Here is an 18810-nt window from a genome sequence, read left to right as displayed (position 1 = left end):
CCCGTGCTGGTGATGGGCGCCGCGGGGGCACGCTACCCGACGGCCTTGTCCATGTATTTTGAGAGCATGAGGTGCGCCGTGGCCATGTAGTTGGGCCGAAAGGCAATGCGGTCGCCCACGGCGTAGGACGTGTCGCTCAGGCTGACATCGAACACCGTCATGTCGGAGGTGGTGCCGGCAAACTGCACACCCTCGTCGACCGGTGTCAGGTTGTCTACGTCCACGTCAAGCAACCCGAAGTCGGTGATGCAGCGATCGGTGCGCCGGTCGGTGGCCACGGGCTGGGCGGTGTGGCCGATGTTGGCGTCGTTGATAACGCCCTCCGGCTCGGGGTCTTTCCGGGCCTTTTCGATGATGTTGGCCGCAAAGACGAACGTGTCGGAGGACAGGTCGAGCACCTTGTCGTGATGCAGCGGCGACGTGCCAAAGAACGCCGCCTCGCCAATGCGCAGGTGATTGACGCCATCGGGCAGCTTGTGCGTGCCCACGTGCGGGAGTCCGATGCTGCTGGTGCCCGACACGAGCGGCAGCTCGCGGTTAAAGCTTGCTTCGATGAGCTGCTGGTAGAGGCACAGCTGCACCATCTTGTCGTAGTTGGGCTCCACGCCGTGCATGCAGCCCAGGTTGCTGCCCAGCCCGATGACCTCCACGTGGGGAAGCTCGAAGACGGCATCGTAGAAGTCGAGCAAGTCGTCGCGCACGATGCCCTCGCGCAGCTCGCCGAGCTCCACCATAATGATGATGCGGTGGGTGGTGTTGTGGGCCGCGGCGGCGTCGTTGAGGGCCTGGATGGTGGTGAGGCTGGAGTTGAGCGACACGTCGGCATACTGCACCACGTCGTCGGCCAGCTCCACCGCCGGGGGTTTGATGTACATGGTGCGGATGTCGGGCCGGATGGCCTTCATCGTGCGGATGCCCGAGAGGCGCGAGTCGGCAATGGAGTGCACGCCGTTCATCGCCTCGCTGGTGAGGAGCGCCTCGAGGGCCGCGCGGTGGCCATTCAGCACCTTGGCTACGAGCGTCCACTGCACATCGTGTGCAGACAAGTAGGTGCTGAGGCGCTTGATGTTGTCGATGATGGGCGCCGTGTTGATGCGAAGGGTTGCCATGGGCGGCAAGAAGCAGCAAGAGGAAGGCAGCGTACAACGGGGTCCGCTTATGACAGGGCCGGGGCGCGCATTTCTACGTAGGGCGCCGCAAAGCCCTGCCGTTTGTAGAGGCGGCGGGCGGGGTTGTCGGGTTCCACGTGCAGGGCGATCGCGCCGTCGCAGTGTGCGCGCAGGCGTTCGACGAGGGCCGAGCCGAAGCCCCGGCCGCGGTAGTCCGCGTCGACCGCAATGTAGACGAGCAGGTGCGGCGGCACGAAGTCGGCCATGCCGGTATCGAGCACCACCGCGGCGCCCACCACCGCGTCGTCGTGGCGCGCGATAAACACGCGGCCCCCGCGGCCGTCGGACGTGCTAAAGGCATAGTCGAGGGCCCTGCGAATGGCGGCCGGCGCATCGCCGAAGCGCCCCAGGTGCGTATGCAGGAAGTCGACCAGGGCCGGGCGGGGCAGATCGTCGGGGAGCGCGGCGGGCGTATCGGCCACGGCGACGTCGAGGACAGCAGGCGAGGAAGCCATACGGGGTGTAGCGAGCATCAAGAAAACGCGTGCGCATGAATCGGAGCCACGCCGTGCGGTTTCATTGCGGGGCGGAGTGTTGAGTGCTCTTCACACAACGGGAGGGCGTATGAACCGCGGGCGCCGCCTCACGTCCTCGCGGGCCCCGGATGAATTGAGTGTGCACCGCACGGCGGCTGGAACAGCCCTGCGAGCGGTGCGGTATCGATAGCACAGACTAACCGCCGGGGCTATAGCTCAGTTGGTAGAGCGCTGCAATCGCACTGCAGAGGTCAGGAGTTCGAATCTCCTTAGCTCCACAGCCCCAACCCTCGCCCGTGATCAATGGGCGGGGTTTTTTCTTTGGTGCGCCCTGCGATTGGGCGGGCTTCATGTGGGCGCGCCGGCTGGGGCATTCCTGTATCAATCCGCTGCAGGAGATCGCGGGCAACCGGCTCCTATGCTCCCGACCGCTCGCCGCTGTGCGTTTTTGCGTGTACGCTTGCAGCGCTTGGGTCGTGTGGGTATCTTTACTGCAAGAAAGCGCCCCGGCACGGCGCGATGTGCTGGCAACTGGAAAGAAAACCCACATGTAATGGCTCGTACAACCGTTTCGTCCGGCTCGCCTTTCGAGGCCTCCATCGGTTTCTCGCGCGCCGTGCGCGTGGGGCCCTTCATTGCGGTATCGGGAACCGCGCCCATCGCGGACGACGGCTCCGTGGCGCATCCCGGAGACGTGGCGGGGCAGACGCAGCGGTGCCTCGACATCATACAGCAGGCGGTGGCGGAGGCCGGCGGCACGCTGGCGGATGTGCTGCGGACGCGCATTATGCTCACAGACATCACCCGTTGGGAGGAGGCCGCCCGCGTCCACGAACGCTACTTCGGCGATATTCGGCCGGCGAGCACGTTTGTGGAGGTGAGCCGCCTCATTGACGCGGACTGGCTGGTGGAGATTGAGGCCGATTGCGTCTTGGGAGACCAGGTCTAACACGGCCAGGCCCCAGGGTCAACGCGCCGCATGTGCTGAATGCTCCGTCATCGCATGCGCTTCGCTTGGGGAGACCGAGCGGGGCGCGCGTGGTTGCGCAGCCGCCGGTGGCTTGTGCGCGCCGGTGAGCATCCAAATCTGCGATGGGTCGAACGCCACGAGCGTCGTAGCGCGGATGCGGTCACGCCCGTTTGCAGCGTCTGTATCGGTGAGGGGACCGCCCTGATCGTGCATGTTGTGAAGGATAAGCCCGTCAAAGCCGCTCGCGCGCGCCCACGTCGCAAGTTGGTCGACAGTCGCGCTCGTGCGGTACGGCAGCCGGTATGACGTATAGGCCCCATCTGATGTGCCTCCATTGACAGTCCCCTGTGGTGGCGCCGGCACGGCAGACGGCCAAATGACGTACCCGTGCCGATGCACGGGCGGCACCTCGGTAAGGGAGGGACCATCGTCGAGGCGGACATGCGACCACCGGCTGGGTGTTATGTTAATGTACGGAGTGCGGAGGTTTAAGAACGCGGCGATGATCCGGGAACCATAGGTTTGCGCCACACGATCATCATCCGTAAAGTAAAGCCCTCGCGAGTGGCAGGTGGTGCGGGTACGCTCCTGGGCCCGCTCCATTTCAAAGCGGGCAAACGCGTATGGCGTGCCATGGTACACCAGAAGCGGACGACCGTTGGGCCCGATGGCCGCAGAAGAGGTCGCTTCAGCGGTGCGCCAGTCGCCAAACCACTCGAGGAATGACGGGCTTCGGACAAGCCGCTCCAAGTCCTCCGACGGATACACCGGAACTGACAAGTCCAGCGACGGCTGGGTGGCCATCTGCAACGGGGCTTTGCTGTGGGGAAGTCGACGAGGAGTCATTTATCTATGCTTTTTGTAAATTATTTCAGAATAATTGTATACTCTTCTTTTGTATCTATCCCCAAGAAAATATAGCAGCCATCTCATCAGTGTCTGCCACGCCTCAGTAGCATTAAAACCAGGCGCTTCAGAGCAGGGGAGAGTTTTGAGGTAATCACGCACCGCACCAAAACGCCTGGAGGTACGAACGTAGTCATCTACCGTCTGGACTACCGGCATTTGGAGAAGCTGCCACTTTATCTCCATGTTGAAGGCCGCTTCTGGTAGCCCATCAGGAGTGTCGAAGAACTGCAAGTCACGCAAACCGTGACGACGAGTGGCTGTCGTGAGAGACTTAAAGTCACCGGTGTATGTTCGATATAACTTTTCAGGATGACGCAGGTGGGGAAGCCATTGCTCGCGATCAATCTGCTCTGATTTCTCCACATCTAACTCAGTCTCAAACTCCGCCACAGAACCGGTCACATCTGCAGCATCGTATTTTATCTTCCCGTAATCCGTGGATCGGTCATCTAATTGCTCGTACTCTTCCCTAAGTCGGGTAAAATGGTCATAGAGATCCTGCGAAACTCTGACGCAATTCCTTCGCAGTCTTCCCTCAATGCTCGCAAGCCTGTCTTTGCGGAAGGGGAGACGCACTAGAAGCTCAAAATTGGGACGAGCACTCCAACCAAGTGCAGCATCGGTGATATTCGCTGATCCAGCGTAGCATACATCACCGAACCGATAGTATTTGGCGTGCAGGTCTGGACGCAGCCACAATGAAGCGCCTGGTCGATCCTTTAAAAGCTTCCAGATCTCAGGATCACTCGCTCCCGATACAATCTCGTCCAGGCGCCATCTGGTAATCGCTCGTACGGGCTGCTCGGAGGAGCAGGCCTCGATGAGGCGCTGCATGGTGCCCTTTTTGATGAAAGGGGCGGCTAAGAGTATCTCACCGGCGGATCGCTCACACTCCTCTGTCAGACGTGTGCCGAGGGACCGAAAGTAGACGTGCATCACGAATCTTTTTGACTGCGGAGCAAGGATCGAATAGCACGTCCCCAATCTGTGCGTAGTTCTTCTGCCAGGTCTCGGCTCCGGCCTTTGAGATTGCTTTCAACGTCTGTCCAGGCGGCAAGAAGTATTTGCAGAGCAAAAGTCAAGCTGTGAACGTCCGGATTTCGCTTGTGCTTTTGCCCGTCGATAGCCGCACGCAGTTGTTTAGAAAAAGGATGAGACGTGTTCAGGTTGATCTGTACTGTACCACCCTGAATATGACTCGAAAACAATGCTGGAGAGTCGTACTCTTTTTCGGCAAACTCGTAATTGTATGTCGTCCCCGAGAGAGAGGCACGAGTGTCTGCATCAACGGGCTCCTCATCTTCCTGTGAGGCAGAATCCGTGGAAGAGACGAGAGTAACATGGTCCTCGGCATCCTTTGTTACGAACCGGTTTAGAATCACGTCCAGACAGGTTTCGATGTCCTCTTCCGTGGTGTCATGGCCTAATTTCTGAAGTACCTCTCCAAGTTGTGAGGTGGACAGGGGACGCTTAGCAAGGGCAAGCACGGTGACGATTTTCTTGGATGTCTCAAGGTGCGATTTAATGGAGTCTGCAATACTCTCCGGCGAGACGTCGGACTCCTCCTCAGATGGTACGTGGGCCGGATCCTGCTCCTCATCGGGTTCCGCATTTACGTCTGATGTCTCCGCATCAGAGACACGTTCATTCTGTTCTATGTCATTCTTAAGCGACCAACGATATTGCGGATCTTGCTTTACGTAATCTCCGAGTTCGCCGTGTAGTCGTCCATTTACCGCAGTTCGTGAGACGAATTGCGAATTACTCGATAGCGATTTGGCAATGTCGCTGGCTTTAAGCGGTTCATCTGATTCGACCAAAACCTTGATGATCGAACGATTTAGGCCTTTCAGCGATGAGAGTATATTATCGATACCTTGGTCAGGAGGCTCGACTTGTTGTTGGGTTTCGGTAGCCGGGCGCTCTTCCCGATCTGATGAGTTGACACAGATCCATTTGCTGTCGGCGGTTTTTCGCACGTGCTCTTCCAGCCCGTGCTGTAGGTAAACTTTCACGAGACCACCGACATATTCTTCGTCCTCGTCAGACAAACGATCAGCGATCTCGCTGGCCGCAAGAGGCCGATCAGCCGCTTCCAGCGTTTCTAAGATGCTTCTGCTGAATTTACTGAGCATAACAAATTAGCATGACCCCTCAGTCCATCTCCCGCATAAACTGCCGTGCTATCTTTCCCCATTCGTAACGGATGTCTTGAGCTCTCTCGCGCTGATCTCCTCTCTGTTCGTCTTCGTAGCGAGCCCAGGCTAAGAGGAGGAGTCGCAACCCTTTCCGTGCTCGGCGAAGACGATCACGTAGGGCATCTGCATCTTCGTCCCCATCCACATTTTCCAGGACTTCTATAAGGTTTTCGTAACCGGGATGAGTTGTGTTCAGCTTGATAATGATTTTGCCCGCCCTCGGCGTTATTGAGAACAGTTGGGATCTTGCTTCAAGTGCCGTTTCGGCGAACGTGTATTTCAATCCACGATTGACAGTAAATGCTGCAATACCTTGAGCAGCTTCTTGCGTCATTCCAGACTCTCGCAGTTCTTCTTCAAGTTCTTTTTCCTGCTCTTCGTCAGGGAGAGTTTCCTCTTGGTCACTTTCACCCTGATAGCCTTCCTTTTGTCGCTTGCGAGTTTCTGCTGTAGCCTGCTCTTCTGCCTCGATGTCCTGATGACGTTCCTGTCCTCCTTGCGATCCCTTTGTTTGAGCCTTCAGAAGTTTGCGAATCGTTTTAAGGTTTCTGTCGATGCTATCTGATAACTCAAGAAGAGGGCCCGCTGGATCGTTTTCCTCCTCAAGGCGCTCTTTCAGTTCTGTAATAGATTCGCTGTCTTGTTTCAGCGCCTCAGCGTCTAATTCGTGGAAATTACGGGCAGTCTGCTTATTATTGGATACACCAAACAAATCATCGAGGGCCGGAGGGAACTCGACTTCTACGCCCCACCATCGTTCGGTAGGGTCGTACTGAACTACCCACGATTGATCGAGCTCTAATTCGCGTCCAGCCCGGACGATAGACACACCCACGTTCTTGGCGGCGTGACGACCATGTGGTTTTGATCCTGGATTGTGTCCTCTTCTGGCTTCCTCCTTGGCGAATGAGAAAGTGATAGTTACCGGATGTATTTCTCCCTTATGGTAGATCTCAAACTTGTGCGGTTCGCCCCACCTCTCGAACATCGGCTCCTCCTCATACGGGCACGACGTGGTTGACATCAGGTAAAGCGGATCATTCGGCTGAGCATACTTTTCGATGCCTCCTCCCTTCTGGGGTTTGTCGAGGTCGAACGAATGCATTCGAATCTGCACCCGGTCATTGGCAAGGAAGCGGCGGTACATGCGACCGATAAGCATCTCGGAGTTGCGAATAATCGCCCGGGCTGTCTTCCACATGACACGATCCAGCTGGGACCAGACGACGAGCGTCCCACTTTTGCCAAACGAGTTACCCACCTGTTGCCAGAGTTCCGGGATTGACTTAGGCTCCGGCACAGGAACTTCTTTCATTTCTCGATCCAAAACGGCATCGAGGTCGAGGTATGTGTAGATGGCACTGTCAATTCCATCTTGCCAGGACCACACATCGACTCGTCTGCACTGCGACATAGATGAGCTTGGCAATCCCATGCCAAACTTACCGATCCCGTCCTGATCCTCGGGGTCCAGGTAGGTACCATTGCCAAATTGAAGGGCGAGCCGAAGCACCCGTTCATCCATTCCCGTACCATTGTCGAGCACGGCAATCTGATGAATACGGGAGCTCTTTTTTTTCTTCAACTGGACTTCTCGCTCGCCGCAGAGCAGTTCGACTTGAGAAGCTTGAGCCTGAATCGCATTATCCATCAGCTCGGCGATCGCGTACGCCGCGTTCTTATAACCGTTGTCCCGCATGGCTTTCACCGCAAGGTGAGCGGGGACAATATCGTGATCTTTGGTATGTTCTCCACCTTGACTCATGGTCAAAATCAATCGAGTATGAAGAGATGCGACGTTAGGTATAGTTCTACCTGGAAGACTGCAAATATTGTGCCACTTGTGTCATTCCCAGACATCTTCCCAGTTCATGAAAGCTTCGGCAACGCTGCTGAACCCGGGAAGATTGTGATCCACGACGGTGACGATTTCCGCCTCTTCATTTCCGCCTGCTTTGGGTCCGCGAATCGCTCGACCTACCATCTGGCTATATAATACTAATGATTTGGTTGGACGCGCAATGAGAGCTGCACTGGTCTCGGGCGCGTCGAATCCAGTTGTTAGCACACCGTAGTTACAGAGAATCATCGGCTGATCTGTCCGCTTCTTAAACTTTCTGATGTATCGCTTGCGCTTCTCGCTCTCGGTTTCGCCTGTAACTGCAGCAGCCTGGTACCCGCGCGACTGTAGAACCGTGGCCATAACCTCGGCATGGTTCACCGTGGTACCAAAGAAGAGAATGCGCTGATGACGTTGCAGCATCTCTTCCAGGCGGGCGAGGATCGCCGTGTTTCGCTCTTGGTCTTCAGCCAGCTGACGGAGGACGTTTTTGGGAAGATCGAGCTGCTCCTTGATTTTTCTTCGATCCTCAGGAGACAAATCCAGACCCGGCTCTACAAAGAGTGACTCAAAGTGGGCATCCGCCAAATATCCATTGTCAACGAGGTAGTCAATCGGGTTGTCGTAGCCTTCGATTTCCAAAATAACTTTGTTGCGAGCAAAGAAGTCGGCCAGCTTTTCATCCTCCTCAATGTCAGCCCACGTGCGACCCGGAGTAGCTGTAAGACCCAGGAGTCCAGGTTTGCGGTGATGCACGAGAAGCGATTCGAGAACAAGACCGTACGTCTCTGCAATGGCTTGATGGGCCTCGTCGATGATGACGAGGGTGCAATGCTGGCCTATTTTCCCAATGTGTGAAAGGCGTCTTTTTGCCAGGCTATACATTTTCGCAAGACCGGCAACCATGAATCCGTCTCCGAGGGTATCGAGGTTAAGGTCGTGCGAACCCCAGAACCGGTGAATGTTGATCTTCCGATTTCCCAGATGATTCCAGGCCCGTTCGAACTCGGAAGCTGCCTGTTCACAGAGCTCTTCGCTGTAGGCAAGCCAGACGACGAAGCCGGGCTCTGTTTTCCGCAGATGCTCCGCAATGATGTTCATGGCAGTCCGCGTTTTTCCAGATCCTGTCGGCATGTGAAGCACGACACGCCGGGGCTCGGTGTCTAAGTACCGCTTTATCCCGCGCGCTGCCGTTCTTTGGTGAGGAAAGAGGGCGTAAGCTGGAAGGTGCTTCTTTAACGCGGGTTCAACCTTGACCTCTTTGCGTTCCGGCGGATCCAGATTGAAAAAGTTGAACAACAGCTCTTCGCGCTCAGAGTTTTTGTAAATACTAGCCTTTTTCAGAGATTGGTAAAGATCACCACCCGTGTTTACGCCAAGCAGGATGGCCAAGCGTTCTGCCTCCCTGCGCCGCAGGAGGTCGAAAAGAAGGCGGCGCGACTTTGTATCGGTCAGCAGTCCCGCTGGACCGTGGAGATCAAGTACAATCCGTCGGAGCCGGCTGGGGAGCGTGAGGTTCTCGTCGATGGCGTGGAGTAAACGAAGCGACTCCCGGCCGATGAGCGTCTGGAGTGTTACGTCGTCTGCTCGTGCGAGAAGCCTGTCGAATTGGACCATGATCAAGTCACGTTTTATGTGTAAAAGGCATTCTGCCAGGTTATGGGTTCATGCCGCAACGGGTAGCGAGTCGCCGTCAGGTTCAAGGGACGCCTTCCACTCGAAGAACGCATCCATCGTCAGGTAACGCCGACCTGTCGACCACTCTTCATGCCGCTCGGCGCAAAGGGCGCCGATGAGGCGGTGGGCCGCCTCTTCGTTTGGGAAGATGCGAACCACTTTCTCTCGCCGGCGGATCTCCTCGATGAAGCGCTCCAGCATATTGGTCGTGCGCAAGCGGCGCCGATACTTCGCCGGCAAGGCCAAGACGGCAGTCGCCTCCTCCCAGCCGCTTTCCAGTACTTCAAGGGCCCGGTCAGCAGCCCCCTCCAGCTCCGCGCAGGCCTCGCCGACCGCCTCGCGGGCGCGCTCCGGCGAAGGGGCCGTCAGAATTCGATCGAGCAGCTCATGCACCCGGTCGCGGAGCCCAGCAGGCGTCCGGTCAAGGACGTTGCGCCGGAAGTGGGCTTGGCATCTCTGCCATATGAGCCCTGGGAAGGCGGCCTCAAGCGCCTGGCGCAGGCCTTCGTGCGCGTCGCTGGTGGCGACCTCCACACCGGAGAGCCCACGCGCCTTGAGCTGGCCTATGAAGCGGCGCCACGCTTCGCCGGTCTCTCCGAAGGCGACGTCCAGCCCCAGAATCTCCCGCTGGCCAGCTTCGCTAATGCCTACGGCCAAGAGTACCGTGGTCGAGCGCACCGCGCTCTGCTGCCTGACCTTCACCTGCATCGCGTCGAGAACCAAAAACGGGTAGGTGCCACCTCCCAGTGGGCGCTTGGCCCAGGCGGCGACCTGCTCGTCAAGCCCCTCGGCCAGCCGAGATACCGTCTGTCGGCTGAACTCACGCCCGCACAGCTCGGTGGTGATCTTCTTGACGCGGCGGGTCGAGACGCCTTGCACGACCATTTGCATCAGCGCCAACACCAGCGCCTTCTCACTGCGCTGGTAGCGCTCGAAGAGACTCGTCTGAAAGGTACCATCGCGGTCACGGGGCACTTCCAGCTCCAGCGTGCCCACTCGCGTGGTGAGCCTCCGCCGGTAGGAGCCATTGCGCCAGCCACGGCGATCGGTCGTCCGCTCGCCCGGCTCGGCCCGGAGATGCTCGGACATCTCGGCCTGTAGGAGCTGATTCAGAATGGGTTCGAGCAAAGCCGCCATGCCGCGGTCTCCTTGCAAAAGGTCTTGGATCTTCTCGTCGTCTATGGTAATCTCAAAGGTAGCCATCGTCAGTATGTCTGCGGTTGTTGTTGACTGGTCTAAACTCCAACCTGACAGAACGCGATGGCTTTTTCTACTCAGCCTGCACTTCTACACAAAACTAGTGACTCAACCTATATTATCAACACCTCGGACTTGATGATGTCGAGCAGATTGAGAAACTTAGACAAGCTGCCGAGGAAGACGGCATTGAGTTGGCGCCTGAAACAGTCTCCATGTTGCAAGAGGCGAAATACAACAAACATCTTGCTCTAGTGATAAAGCGAGGCAATAAAAGCTGGAATACTGGTTTTGTGAGAAGAAGGACCATGCGAATTAGTGAAATCGTATGAGATCGGGTATCACCTTAGATAATCGATTGACTTAGAGGTGGCAAATATTACATCCTTTACCATCATCTTCCATATCCCGCACCTCGTCCTCGAAGTAGAGACTCATCAAGGATCGATTGGACATTTCCTGCTTTAACCGTTCTCGCCGCTTTTCAGTCCGCTCCTTGATTTCCTTGATCCGCTCTGGATTTTCGAGCTCGTCGAGGGACTCGGTGTCCGACCACGTGAACTCTTCCCCGGTGTCCTCGTCGACCTTTTCGTATTCCTTCGCTTTCTCGAAGAGCTCGGGATGGTTCTCCTTCAGGCCCACCCACTCGCTCCGGCGTTGAAAGAAGCAAAAGTAGCAGCCGCTCCGGGAGCGCCAGTCGTAGTATTCCGGCCGGCCCATGCCGCTATCTTCTAAGATGCGGTAGACGTCTTGCTTGTCGATGCCATCTTCTCGGAAAGGAAAGACCGAGGTGATGTTGTCTTTCGTGCTGATGTAGCCCTCGCGGTCTTCGTCGGCCCGGATGCCCACGTAATTGACCACCGGATCATCGCCAATGTAGTTCTCGAAGGGTTTAATCTTCAGGTTGCGCGTGCACCAGCGCATGTTTGCGCTCGGCAGGAAGCCGCCGTACAGCTCGAGATAGTGATCGAACGGTGTCTTGTCGGGCGGCGAGTCGGCCTGGAGGCGAATGATGGGCTTGCCAAGTTTCGTTTCGAGCTGATCGAGGTACTCGTACGTCTCCTCCAGCTCCGTGCCCGTGTCGCAAAATACAAACTCGACGTTTTCGATGGGCTCACGAGGCTCAGCCTCCGTCTTCCCTAAGTGCTTTTGCCAGCGATTCGGCTCTCGCATGTAGATGGCGAGCGCGGAGCTATCCTTACCGCCGCTGAGTGCGATGATGTGGCGCGTCTCTTGGTCATTCATAGGTTTGTCTTAGGCGTCGAATTCGGCGTCCATCGAAGTTTCCTGCTCGTCTTTCAGTCGCTGGATCAGCTTTCCAAGAGCAGCCAGTTTCACCTGTTTGTCCTTATCTTTCGAGACCTCATCTGATTCGAGCAGGTCGTACACCCGTTTTGCAATGTCTTCGACGATTTCTTCGTCTTCCGGGTGAACTTGAACAACGGTTTCTTGCTCGGGCTCTCCAAGCATTGTGATCCCGAGACGAATGCGATGGAGACGCATGGCCTCGCGCTCTTCCTTGCTCTCCGTATCCTCAGCCTCTCCCTCAAATACGAGCGGTTCGCGGTTCCGAAACTTTCGGGCAATTCGCTTGACCTCTGACTTGAAGCTGTTGATGTCCTCGTCAAGCCACTTGACGGGCGGCTTGTCGGCAAGCAATGAAGCAATCGACTCGTACCACGCCTGCGTGTCCATCATTTCGTTAGTCGCCCGAATCACGAAGGCTTTCAGGTCCGAATCGGACACGTGCGGTTCGAGCGCCTGAGCCCGTTCTGCAATTTCGTGGCGCTGCTCCTCCACGTCGTTCGCCCGCACTTGAAATGCGGCCGCTACGCGGCGCTGGATGCTACGAATGAGCTGGTCGTATGCACCTGTGATCTCCCGAATCGTCTTCTGAAGCTCACGGACGAAGACCCGTATTTCTTCCTCGCTGATATCGTCTGCGGAAAGGAACGAGTCGACGCCCACATTCAGTGCTTCTGGAAGCTCTTCGAAGAGCAGCGCCGTGGGATCCGTCGAGCGGTGCAGCGCCTCACGGACGGCCATTGCTTCCTCAGACATCTGCGAGGTCTTCCGGACGAATGGGGGGAGGCCGTGCACCTGGCGAAGGAGCCGTAGCACGATAGGTAACGGTTTGCGCTGATCTTCGGGTAGGCCGACGAGAGGCGCGAGATGTTGAAGCACCTCTTGGCGCACGCCCGCGATCGACACCTGCTGCATGTCAAACTTCGCGGGGTTTTTCAGCAGGCGCTCGATCGTTCCGTAATCGATCTGCTTCAGGAACGTGCCATTCTCATAGACGGCAATCTCGTCTTCGTTGGCTTTGAAATAGGCGAACAGGAAAACGGGAACGAGTCCCTGGCGCACTCCATAGGGCCGCTGGATAAGCAGGTCAAAAAAGGTGTCAATGGAAACGGGCTTCCCTTTTGCCTCGTCGAAGTGCTGCTCGATACGTTTCCAGACGGCGTAACAGCCCGGCTTCTTATCCTCGTAAGGGTGGGTGAAATACCAGGCGCCCTCCTCCCCTTCGCGATGCATGCCGGTCGCTCGGACAATGGACGCGTACAGGCCATACTCGGCCGGCGTCCCGTCAATCCCGAGCCGGTCTTTGGACGGATCGCGGCCCGCGTTCTCATCCCCAAGCACCATGGCTTCAAGCAGCTTTTTCTGCCCTCGCACGGCACTCGGGGAGGGCTCGCGCAGATTCAGCAGTTCGTTCCGAATCTCTGGTGTCTTAGTGAACACCTCGTCGCAAGCTGTAGAGAGCCGGTCTTGCAGCGCTCGCCGACTCCTGACCCGGAAGGTCGCTCCGTCGTTGATCCACTGGCACGGATTGCGTCCATCTTCATTGGCAACGATAAGACGATTCAGCAGGGTATCGACCCGCTGCTCAAGATCAGATTGGCGCTCGCGTAGCTCGTGCCGGGCCGCTTTGTCACCGCGCAACTCTTCCATATTTTTGCGGATCCAGTTCAAGCATTTGAGCTCATAGACGGCTTCGTGGAGCGTGCCAGCACCGTCAGGGACGGCGAAAAACGTCATTGGATCATCGGCTTCCAACTTCAGCGTGTCAACGAGTGCCTCCCGTTGATCGTCTCGTTCTGGAAGCACGTATACGATGTGCCCATCTGCCTTACTCGACGCATCGTCGAGTGCCGCCCGCCACGCATCACCCGTCGCGTAGACGACCTCAAACACGCGCGTGGTGCCGGTTTCATAAGAGTGACGATTGGCAGCCACTGGTGCCGGCGGAATAACGTCACGTAGGAGATCAGCGAGCGGCACATCGGGTGAGACACGCGAACGCGCTTGTTCTATCTCCTCCTCAATGTCAATGTCGCTCCCCTGCCAGACTGCGTAGGTGTCATTGTACTTGCGCCGGACAACGACGCGCTCATGAACAAGCCGATCGAGCTCCTCATCCACGCGTTCATCTGAAACATCAACAGAAGCGTGGAGAAGATCGGTCGTGGCGGATAAGCCCGCCATCTCGCCAGCAAAGTTGAGCAAGGCAATCTGTTTCAATAGCACCGGAGAGAGCTTAGTTGGATCTTTCATGCTCCCGAGTGCTGCTTCCGTCTCTGCCCAGAGCTTACTCGTGCTCTGATTGAAGAGCGTTGCCCCCAGCGTAGTCATCAAGTAATCATACAGGTGGTCGAGGCGGTAGAGTGGCATCGCTTGTCCCTCTGCCTGCTCGGATTCGCGACGCAGTACGTCCAGAAATCCATTAGGCTCTCCCGATGCCAAAAACGCAAACAGGGAACGCTCATTCTGCGCCAGGCGACGGAAAAGCGGTCCTACCAAGAGAGCTACCAACGGGTGCAACGGGAGCGCCTGACGGAGCAGCTGCTCGATCTCTTTCCTGTCGACCCATGTGGGAAGCTGTGCGGCCTCCGTCACCGCCGAGGCTAGGTGCCCATAATCATCAGCAACAGAATCGTCTTCTCTCTCAATAGCTTCCGCAAGCAACTGAAGCGTGGCGTCGGCCGGCTCGACATACGCAACATCTTCGAATCGTCCCTGCACCTTTTGCCACTCTTCCCGCTGTGTGCGGTCCAACTGACTTGCGTATCGCTCGAACGCTTGATGAAGGATCGTCGTCAGAAAGAGTGGTGCCTGCTCGCTTTCAGTCGTCCGCGCCGCCCGCTCGGCGAGTTGCTGCAGGACAAAGATATCCCCTCGGTCCGGATGTAGTGCTGCATACTCAAGCAGCTTTCCCAGCTCATCAACAACCACGAAGAGGCCGCCGCCCGTGCTTGCATAGACCGCCTCCGAGGCCTTTTCGAACAGATCAGTGGTAATCTCGCCAGACACGTTCGTATCACCGGCCATCGTGCGCGCTTCGCCGGCGATGTTTTCTAGATCCTCGCGGACCTCTTCCCCATCTACAGCGCGCTCTTCCGCAAATGCGTCGAGCCCTTCCGCTAGCCCCTCCAGCAGTGCCACATTTAAGGGCTTACGTGCGCCCCCTACCAGAACAGGACAAAACGGAGACGCTTGCAGAGGGGCAAAATCCTCGGCAAGCGACTCATCCGCCTCGCGGAGGTGATCAAGAGCCGCTTCATTCCCACGGGCAATGTGTGAGGCAAAGAGTGCAAAAGCGCTTTTTCCGCCGCCATACGGTCCCGTGAGGGTCCAGGCGCGCTCAGGGTGGTCGCCCTTCAAAGACGCCCCCATGTGTTGAAGCACCTTTTGGGCTGTCGGCGTGATAATGTACCCTGTGATGTGCGAAGCATCACTATGGAAATCACGGACGAGGTCTACGCTACGTCTGAAACGGCCCCGAACCGTTATCGAAAGATCATTCATGAGGTTTATGCAATTACGCGTTGATGTGCAGATGCGTAGTATCGTTCGAGAACGTCTTCGGGCGATATCGATTCATCCTGCCGAAAGAGCTGACGGTTTCCGGCTGAATCCCTGTACGTGAAGGGCTTCTTCTCCCACTGATCGGCTTGCAGTAGCAAGTCGAACGCCCGGTTTTCAGCAAGCTTGAAAATCCGGCCGGGGCTTGCGCCTTCCTGCAAGATCTCTTGTATAGAGATCGATTTCGCCTCTCCCCGTCGGGCATTCCAAAATTTGAGCACGGCATAGACGAAGATTTCAGTCGGCAACGACGGTTGTGGCCCCTGACGGAAATGGTGCACGCCGTCTGTTTTGTGAATAAGGTTCAGCCCGGTGAATGGACTTCCGAGCGCCTCCTCTAAATCACTACGGGTTGACCGGCGAGTCACGTAGGTTGCTAAAAGGCAATTGAGGTCACGCTTGAGCGTAGAGTTCGCAGGCAAACTGATTCCTTCACGCTCGGCCCAGTCGGCGAATGGGTTTCGCACCGAACTCATTTCTATCTCTCGGCCGGACCACCGTCCAAAGACAAAGTGCCACAGCGGAGAAGGCTCAGGTTGAGCACATAACTTCCAATGCAAAAGCCACGTCGTACCTACATCTTCCAAATAGGGGTCCCATCCGTTCACACCAAAGAGTGCCTGCCCGAAATCTGTCGGTATGTATCCGCCGGTTACGTCAGGGTCCTCCTGCAATACCCCGCACGCCAATCCCCAATGACGGATTGCCCGAACCATGTTCTTCCCTACCCCAAACTCTGCGATAGCCCAGTCGTCATTGAAGATTCCCGGTTCATCACTTGAAGCGTCAACGGCCTTCTTAAGCCAATTGAAGCGAAGGGGAAATGTCTCGTGACCGGAAAAAGAGATGCGCACCGTTTTACCACCAAGTTAGCGTCAGAAATATCCGTGCTGGTAAGCACCACCAGCGTTACTGCCAAATACAGTATAGGCCTCTGTGGATCCGAATACAAGACCACAACTCTAATGTGGCTTGACTAAGATGACCTAACTATCAATAATTATTTATTTTATATATTTGTAATAAAAATTAATTTAATGATTGGATAGTATGTACCTGTGGAGAAGCAGGTTGTTCGGCTAGCTGTGAGCCCTCCTCAATGCACGGCATGCGCCCGACGGCTTCAACGTCGGATTCAACAGCGGTGCCGCGGCGGGGCAAACGGTGCCGCATGCGCATGTGCACATCATCCCGCGCCGCACGGGCGACGTGGAGGACCCAACGGGCGGCATCCGTGCCGTCATTCCCGGAAAAGCGAATTATCGGGCTACAGATTGACGGGCCGCCGCACCGCCCAGTGCACGCGGAGGCTTTGGTCATGCGCGGGCCGCGTGGTGAACCCGTCGTAGCGGCCCACCACCTGCAGCGGACTCTCGGCGAGGCGCGCCGCTACCGTGCCGGGGGCGTACAGGCGCTGCACGTGTACCTCGCGGGCGCCGGTGCTGTCCGGACGGGTGAGCGTGAACACCGTGCGCTGCGTCTGCGTCGACGGGTCGTACGCGCTCGTGCGCCGGTACGAAAAGGCCGCGGTGGTGCCGGTGTCGTGAAAGTCGTCGCCGTGCACGTGGCCGTGCCGCGGCGTGACGTGGTCAAACACGAACACGCCGCCCGACGAACACGCGAGCCGCCAGGAACTCATTCGCGCGATGTACCTCGACGACGCCAAACTTCCCGTGTCGGCTGTCGCGCAGTGGTACGCGAAGAAGCTCGATCATCCACTGGAAGATGAATCCGACCTCCTCGACTTTATCTGCCGCGTCGGCATCGCCGGTGTGCGCGAGCTGAAGGAGAAGTGGGAGGGCCGGAGCAAGGCGCAGATTCAGTGGAGCATCATTCGGAGCTAAACCCCAGTCCCTATCCACCTGTGGTATTTTGAATCATGAGATGGATGCATTACCGGAGATCTCGAATTCGATACTGCCCCGGCTCAACGACGATAAACGACCTTAGAATCTCAGCTTCTGAGTGTTGGTCGAGTACGTGCAGCAACTCGTTGTGAACGGCATCTTCAGTCGAAGGCCGAATCCGAAGGTAAAGGATTCCAGCGGCTCGGTCGTCGGCAAAGACAAGACGTCCGAAGTCGCGATCACGAGTAACCAGAACACGGCTTTCGCGAATGGCGTGCTCCAGAAGCTCCGTATCTTTAGCTTGAGCCATGCCAATATCCGACGCAGTCACCACGTCGTGTCCTGCGTCATTCAATACTCCGAGAGTCACTGCCCAGACATCGTGATCCGCTAATATGTTCACGAGGACGACGTGGTTACGTGCAGGTGTTCAGCATCGATGGTGTCAATCGCGTACTGCACGCAAGCCTGTACGTCGGCCTTCTCAAGAACCGGATAGTAGTGTGTGGTTATTGCGTCAAGTGAGCGACCCGCCCGTAGGAGTTCCAACACGTCCCGAACAGGGATTCGGGTACCGGTCACACACGGTTTGCCGAAGTGCACATTCGGGTTCACCGAGATGCGGGTTCTTGGTTCGTTGGACATGGTGTTTAGGCTGGTTTCGAAGAATTGGTCGGGATGCCACGGCAGCACTGGGGTTGGCTACGGTGTTCCCGGTTGGATTACAGGCTGCTGGTGGTATTGTGCCCTTGCACGTCGGGTCGGCCGATTGCTTTTGTATTCGACGTTTCGTGGACGGTTAAGGATCTGATCAATCGTTTTCACCCCGATGCTCGTGCGCTATCGGGCGTGCTCCCTGTTTCCGCTACGTGGGCCGCCGCACCGCCCAGTGCACGCGGAGGCTGTGGTCATGCGCGGGCCGCGTGGTGAACCCGTCGTAGGGGCCCAGCACCTGCAGCGGACTCTCGGCGAGGCGCGCCGCTACCGTGCCGGGGGCGTACAGGCGCTGCACGTGTACCTCGCGGGCGCCGGTGCCGTCCGGACGGGTGAGCGTGAACACCGTGCGCTGCGTCTGCGTCGACGGGTCGTACGCGCTCGTGCGCCGGTACGAGAAGGCCGCGGTGGTGCCGGTGTCGTGAAAGTCGTCGCCGTGCACGTGGCCGTGCCGCGGCGTGACGTGGTCAAACACGAACACGCCGCCCGGCCGTAGCAGCGCGGCGACGCGCGCAAACAACCGACCGAGGGCCGCGGGGGCGCGCAGGTAGTTGACGCTGTCGTAGCAGCAGACGGCAGCATCGAAGGGCGCGTGATGCGCTACCGCTGCCGTGGCCAGGGCCGGAAAGGTGGCCCGTGCGCAACAAAAGGCGGCCGATGCCGCGCGGGCGGTGCGGCAGGCCCCGCGCACCATCGCGGCGCTCCCATCGGTACACAGGTAGCGGTACGGACCCATCGGTTGCAGGTGGCGCGCCAGCCGTCCGGTGCCGCCGGCCAGCTCAAGCAGCCGCGGGCCGGGCGCGTCGTGGCGGCTCAGCAGGGCATGCACGTGCGCCGCCCATCCGCCGTAATCCACGTGATCCATCACCGCGTCGTACCCGGCGGCAAGGGCGGCATAGGGCGGCACGTGGCGCATGGCAGGGGCAGGCGTGGGAAGGCGAGGCACG

Annotated in this window: 17 protein-coding genes, 1 tRNA gene and 1 pseudogene; 4 read left to right on the top strand and 15 right to left on the bottom strand. The window is 57.6% G+C overall.

The window, feature by feature from the left end; translation table 11 throughout:
• Window positions 1-32: 32 nt before the first annotated feature.
• Together SALLO_RS0109265 and SALLO_RS0109260 are read right to left on the bottom strand one after the other, a co-directional pair.
• Window positions 33-1109: an alanine racemase gene (locus SALLO_RS0109265; RefSeq protein WP_022836028.1), complete on the bottom strand. Its 1077-nt coding sequence runs from the start codon at window positions 1107-1109 to the stop codon at window positions 33-35.
• Between the two features lie 47 nt (window positions 1110-1156).
• Window positions 1157-1624: a GNAT family N-acetyltransferase gene (locus SALLO_RS0109260; RefSeq protein WP_022836027.1), complete on the bottom strand. Its 468-nt coding sequence runs from the start codon at window positions 1622-1624 to the stop codon at window positions 1157-1159.
• 226 nt (window positions 1625-1850) lie between these two features.
• On the opposite strand from SALLO_RS0109260, the gene SALLO_RS0109255 reads away from it, so the two are divergent.
• Window positions 1851-1923, top strand: a tRNA-Ala gene (locus SALLO_RS0109255).
• A gap of 275 nt (window positions 1924-2198) precedes the next feature.
• Entirely contained in the window at window positions 2199-2594 is a 396-nt protein-coding gene (locus tag SALLO_RS0109250; protein ID WP_022836026.1) for a RidA family protein, read from the top strand.
• A gap of 18 nt (window positions 2595-2612) precedes the next feature.
• On the opposite strand, the gene SALLO_RS0109245 is transcribed toward SALLO_RS0109250, so the two are convergent.
• The 9 genes from SALLO_RS0109245 to SALLO_RS18200 form a co-directional block, all read right to left on the bottom strand.
• Window positions 2613-3461 (bottom strand): ADP-ribosyltransferase-containing protein, encoded by an 849-nt coding sequence (locus SALLO_RS0109245; protein WP_157621368.1) that lies wholly within the window; start codon window positions 3459-3461, stop codon window positions 2613-2615.
• A complete protein-coding gene (locus tag SALLO_RS16355; protein WP_157621366.1) occupies window positions 3462-4358 on the bottom strand; it encodes a phospholipase D family protein in 897 nt (298 codons plus the stop codon).
• Window positions 4359-4459: 101 nt separating this feature from the next.
• Window positions 4460-5659, bottom strand: a complete 1200-nt coding sequence (locus tag SALLO_RS0109235; protein WP_022836023.1) for an MPP10 family protein — start codon at window positions 5657-5659, stop codon at window positions 4460-4462.
• A 19-nt stretch (window positions 5660-5678) separates the two neighbouring features.
• Window positions 5679-7487 carry an ATP-binding protein gene (locus SALLO_RS0109230; protein ID WP_022836022.1) on the bottom strand — a complete coding sequence of 603 codons (1809 nt, stop codon included), beginning with the start codon at window positions 7485-7487 and terminating at the stop codon, window positions 5679-5681.
• Window positions 7488-7568: 81 nt separating this feature from the next.
• A complete protein-coding gene (locus SALLO_RS0109225) occupies window positions 7569-9179 on the bottom strand; it encodes a DEAD/DEAH box helicase (RefSeq protein WP_022836021.1) in 1611 nt (536 codons plus the stop codon).
• A 48-nt stretch (window positions 9180-9227) separates the two neighbouring features.
• Entirely contained in the window at window positions 9228-10442 is a 1215-nt protein-coding gene (locus SALLO_RS0109220) for an IS256 family transposase (RefSeq protein ID WP_022836020.1), read from the bottom strand.
• A 357-nt stretch (window positions 10443-10799) separates the two neighbouring features.
• The gene (locus SALLO_RS0109210; protein ID WP_022836018.1) at window positions 10800-11681 is read right to left on the bottom strand and encodes a phosphoadenosine phosphosulfate reductase family protein; all 882 of its coding nucleotides are present in this window, start codon (window positions 11679-11681) and stop codon (window positions 10800-10802) included.
• 9 nt (window positions 11682-11690) lie between these two features.
• Window positions 11691-15245, bottom strand: a complete 3555-nt coding sequence (locus SALLO_RS0109205) for a hypothetical protein (RefSeq protein WP_022836017.1) — start codon at window positions 15243-15245, stop codon at window positions 11691-11693.
• A gap of 5 nt (window positions 15246-15250) precedes the next feature.
• Window positions 15251-16156: a DUF4007 family protein gene (locus SALLO_RS18200; protein WP_022836016.1), complete on the bottom strand. Its 906-nt coding sequence runs from the start codon at window positions 16154-16156 to the stop codon at window positions 15251-15253.
• Between the two features lie 262 nt (window positions 16157-16418).
• Between SALLO_RS18200 and SALLO_RS18930 the strand changes: the two are divergent.
• Window positions 16419-16580: pseudogene (locus tag SALLO_RS18930) on the top strand (HIT family protein); the annotation flags it as partial.
• On the opposite strand, the gene SALLO_RS16345 reads toward SALLO_RS18930, so the two are convergent.
• Entirely contained in the window at window positions 16570-16899 is a 330-nt protein-coding gene (locus SALLO_RS16345) for a hypothetical protein (protein WP_157621364.1), read from the bottom strand. The pseudogene SALLO_RS18930 and the gene SALLO_RS16345 sit on opposite strands and share 11 nt — an antisense overlap.
• Between SALLO_RS16345 and SALLO_RS0109190 the strand changes: the two genes are divergently transcribed.
• Entirely contained in the window at window positions 16883-17146 is a 264-nt protein-coding gene (locus tag SALLO_RS0109190) for a hypothetical protein (protein WP_157621362.1), read from the top strand. The genes SALLO_RS16345 and SALLO_RS0109190 overlap by 17 nt on opposite strands.
• A 49-nt stretch (window positions 17147-17195) precedes the next feature.
• Here the strand turns inward: SALLO_RS0109190 and SALLO_RS18925 are convergent, their stop codons facing one another.
• The 3 genes from SALLO_RS18925 to SALLO_RS0109180 all read right to left on the bottom strand — a co-directional run bounded on the left by SALLO_RS18925 (window position 17196) and on the right by SALLO_RS0109180 (window position 18809).
• Complete coding sequence (locus SALLO_RS18925) at window positions 17196-17552, bottom strand: DUF5615 family PIN-like protein (RefSeq protein WP_084696232.1); 357 nt, start codon at window positions 17550-17552, stop codon at window positions 17196-17198.
• Window positions 17549-17794, bottom strand: coding sequence for a DUF433 domain-containing protein (locus SALLO_RS18920; protein ID WP_084696327.1), 246 nt, complete (start codon window positions 17792-17794; stop codon window positions 17549-17551). The genes SALLO_RS18925 and SALLO_RS18920 overlap by 4 nt, the downstream gene beginning before the upstream one ends.
• Before the next feature lie 220 nt (window positions 17795-18014).
• A complete protein-coding gene (locus SALLO_RS0109180; RefSeq protein ID WP_157621360.1) occupies window positions 18015-18809 on the bottom strand; it encodes a class I SAM-dependent DNA methyltransferase in 795 nt (264 codons plus the stop codon).
• Between the last annotated feature and the right edge of the window lies 1 nt (window position 18810).

The sequence above is a fragment of the Salisaeta longa DSM 21114 genome (assembly GCF_000419585.1).
Lineage (GTDB): Bacteria > Bacteroidota > Rhodothermia > Rhodothermales > Salinibacteraceae > Salisaeta > Salisaeta longa.
The sequence above is the reverse complement of the archived record's forward strand: the minus strand, read 5'-3'. Positions and strand labels throughout refer to the sequence as shown.

Coding starts and splice junctions, on each gene's coding strand:
- SALLO_RS0109250 (WP_022836026.1), top strand. CDS start 2,199: ATGGCTCGTACAACCGTTTCGTCCGGCTCGCCTTTCGAGGCCTCCATC.
- SALLO_RS0109265 (WP_022836028.1), bottom strand. CDS start 1,109: ATGGCAACCCTTCGCATCAACACGGCGCCCATCATCGACAACATCAAG.
- SALLO_RS16355 (WP_157621366.1), bottom strand. CDS start 4,358: ATGCAGCGCCTCATCGAGGCCTGCTCCTCCGAGCAGCCCGTACGAGCG.
- SALLO_RS0109245 (WP_157621368.1), bottom strand. CDS start 3,461: ATGACTCCTCGTCGACTTCCCCACAGCAAAGCCCCGTTGCAGATGGCC.
- SALLO_RS0109235 (WP_022836023.1), bottom strand. CDS start 5,659: ATGCTCAGTAAATTCAGCAGAAGCATCTTAGAAACGCTGGAAGCGGCT.
- SALLO_RS0109225 (WP_022836021.1), bottom strand. CDS start 9,179: ATGGTCCAATTCGACAGGCTTCTCGCACGAGCAGACGACGTAACACTC.
- SALLO_RS0109210 (WP_022836018.1), bottom strand. CDS start 11,681: ATGAATGACCAAGAGACGCGCCACATCATCGCACTCAGCGGCGGTAAG.
- SALLO_RS0109230 (WP_022836022.1), bottom strand. CDS start 7,487: ATGAGTCAAGGTGGAGAACATACCAAAGATCACGATATTGTCCCCGCT.
- SALLO_RS0109260 (WP_022836027.1), bottom strand. CDS start 1,624: ATGGCTTCCTCGCCTGCTGTCCTCGACGTCGCCGTGGCCGATACGCCC.
- SALLO_RS0109220 (WP_022836020.1), bottom strand. CDS start 10,442: ATGGCTACCTTTGAGATTACCATAGACGACGAGAAGATCCAAGACCTT.
- SALLO_RS0109205 (WP_022836017.1), bottom strand. CDS start 15,245: ATGAATGATCTTTCGATAACGGTTCGGGGCCGTTTCAGACGTAGCGTA.
- SALLO_RS18920 (WP_084696327.1), bottom strand. CDS start 17,794: ATGTCCAACGAACCAAGAACCCGCATCTCGGTGAACCCGAATGTGCAC.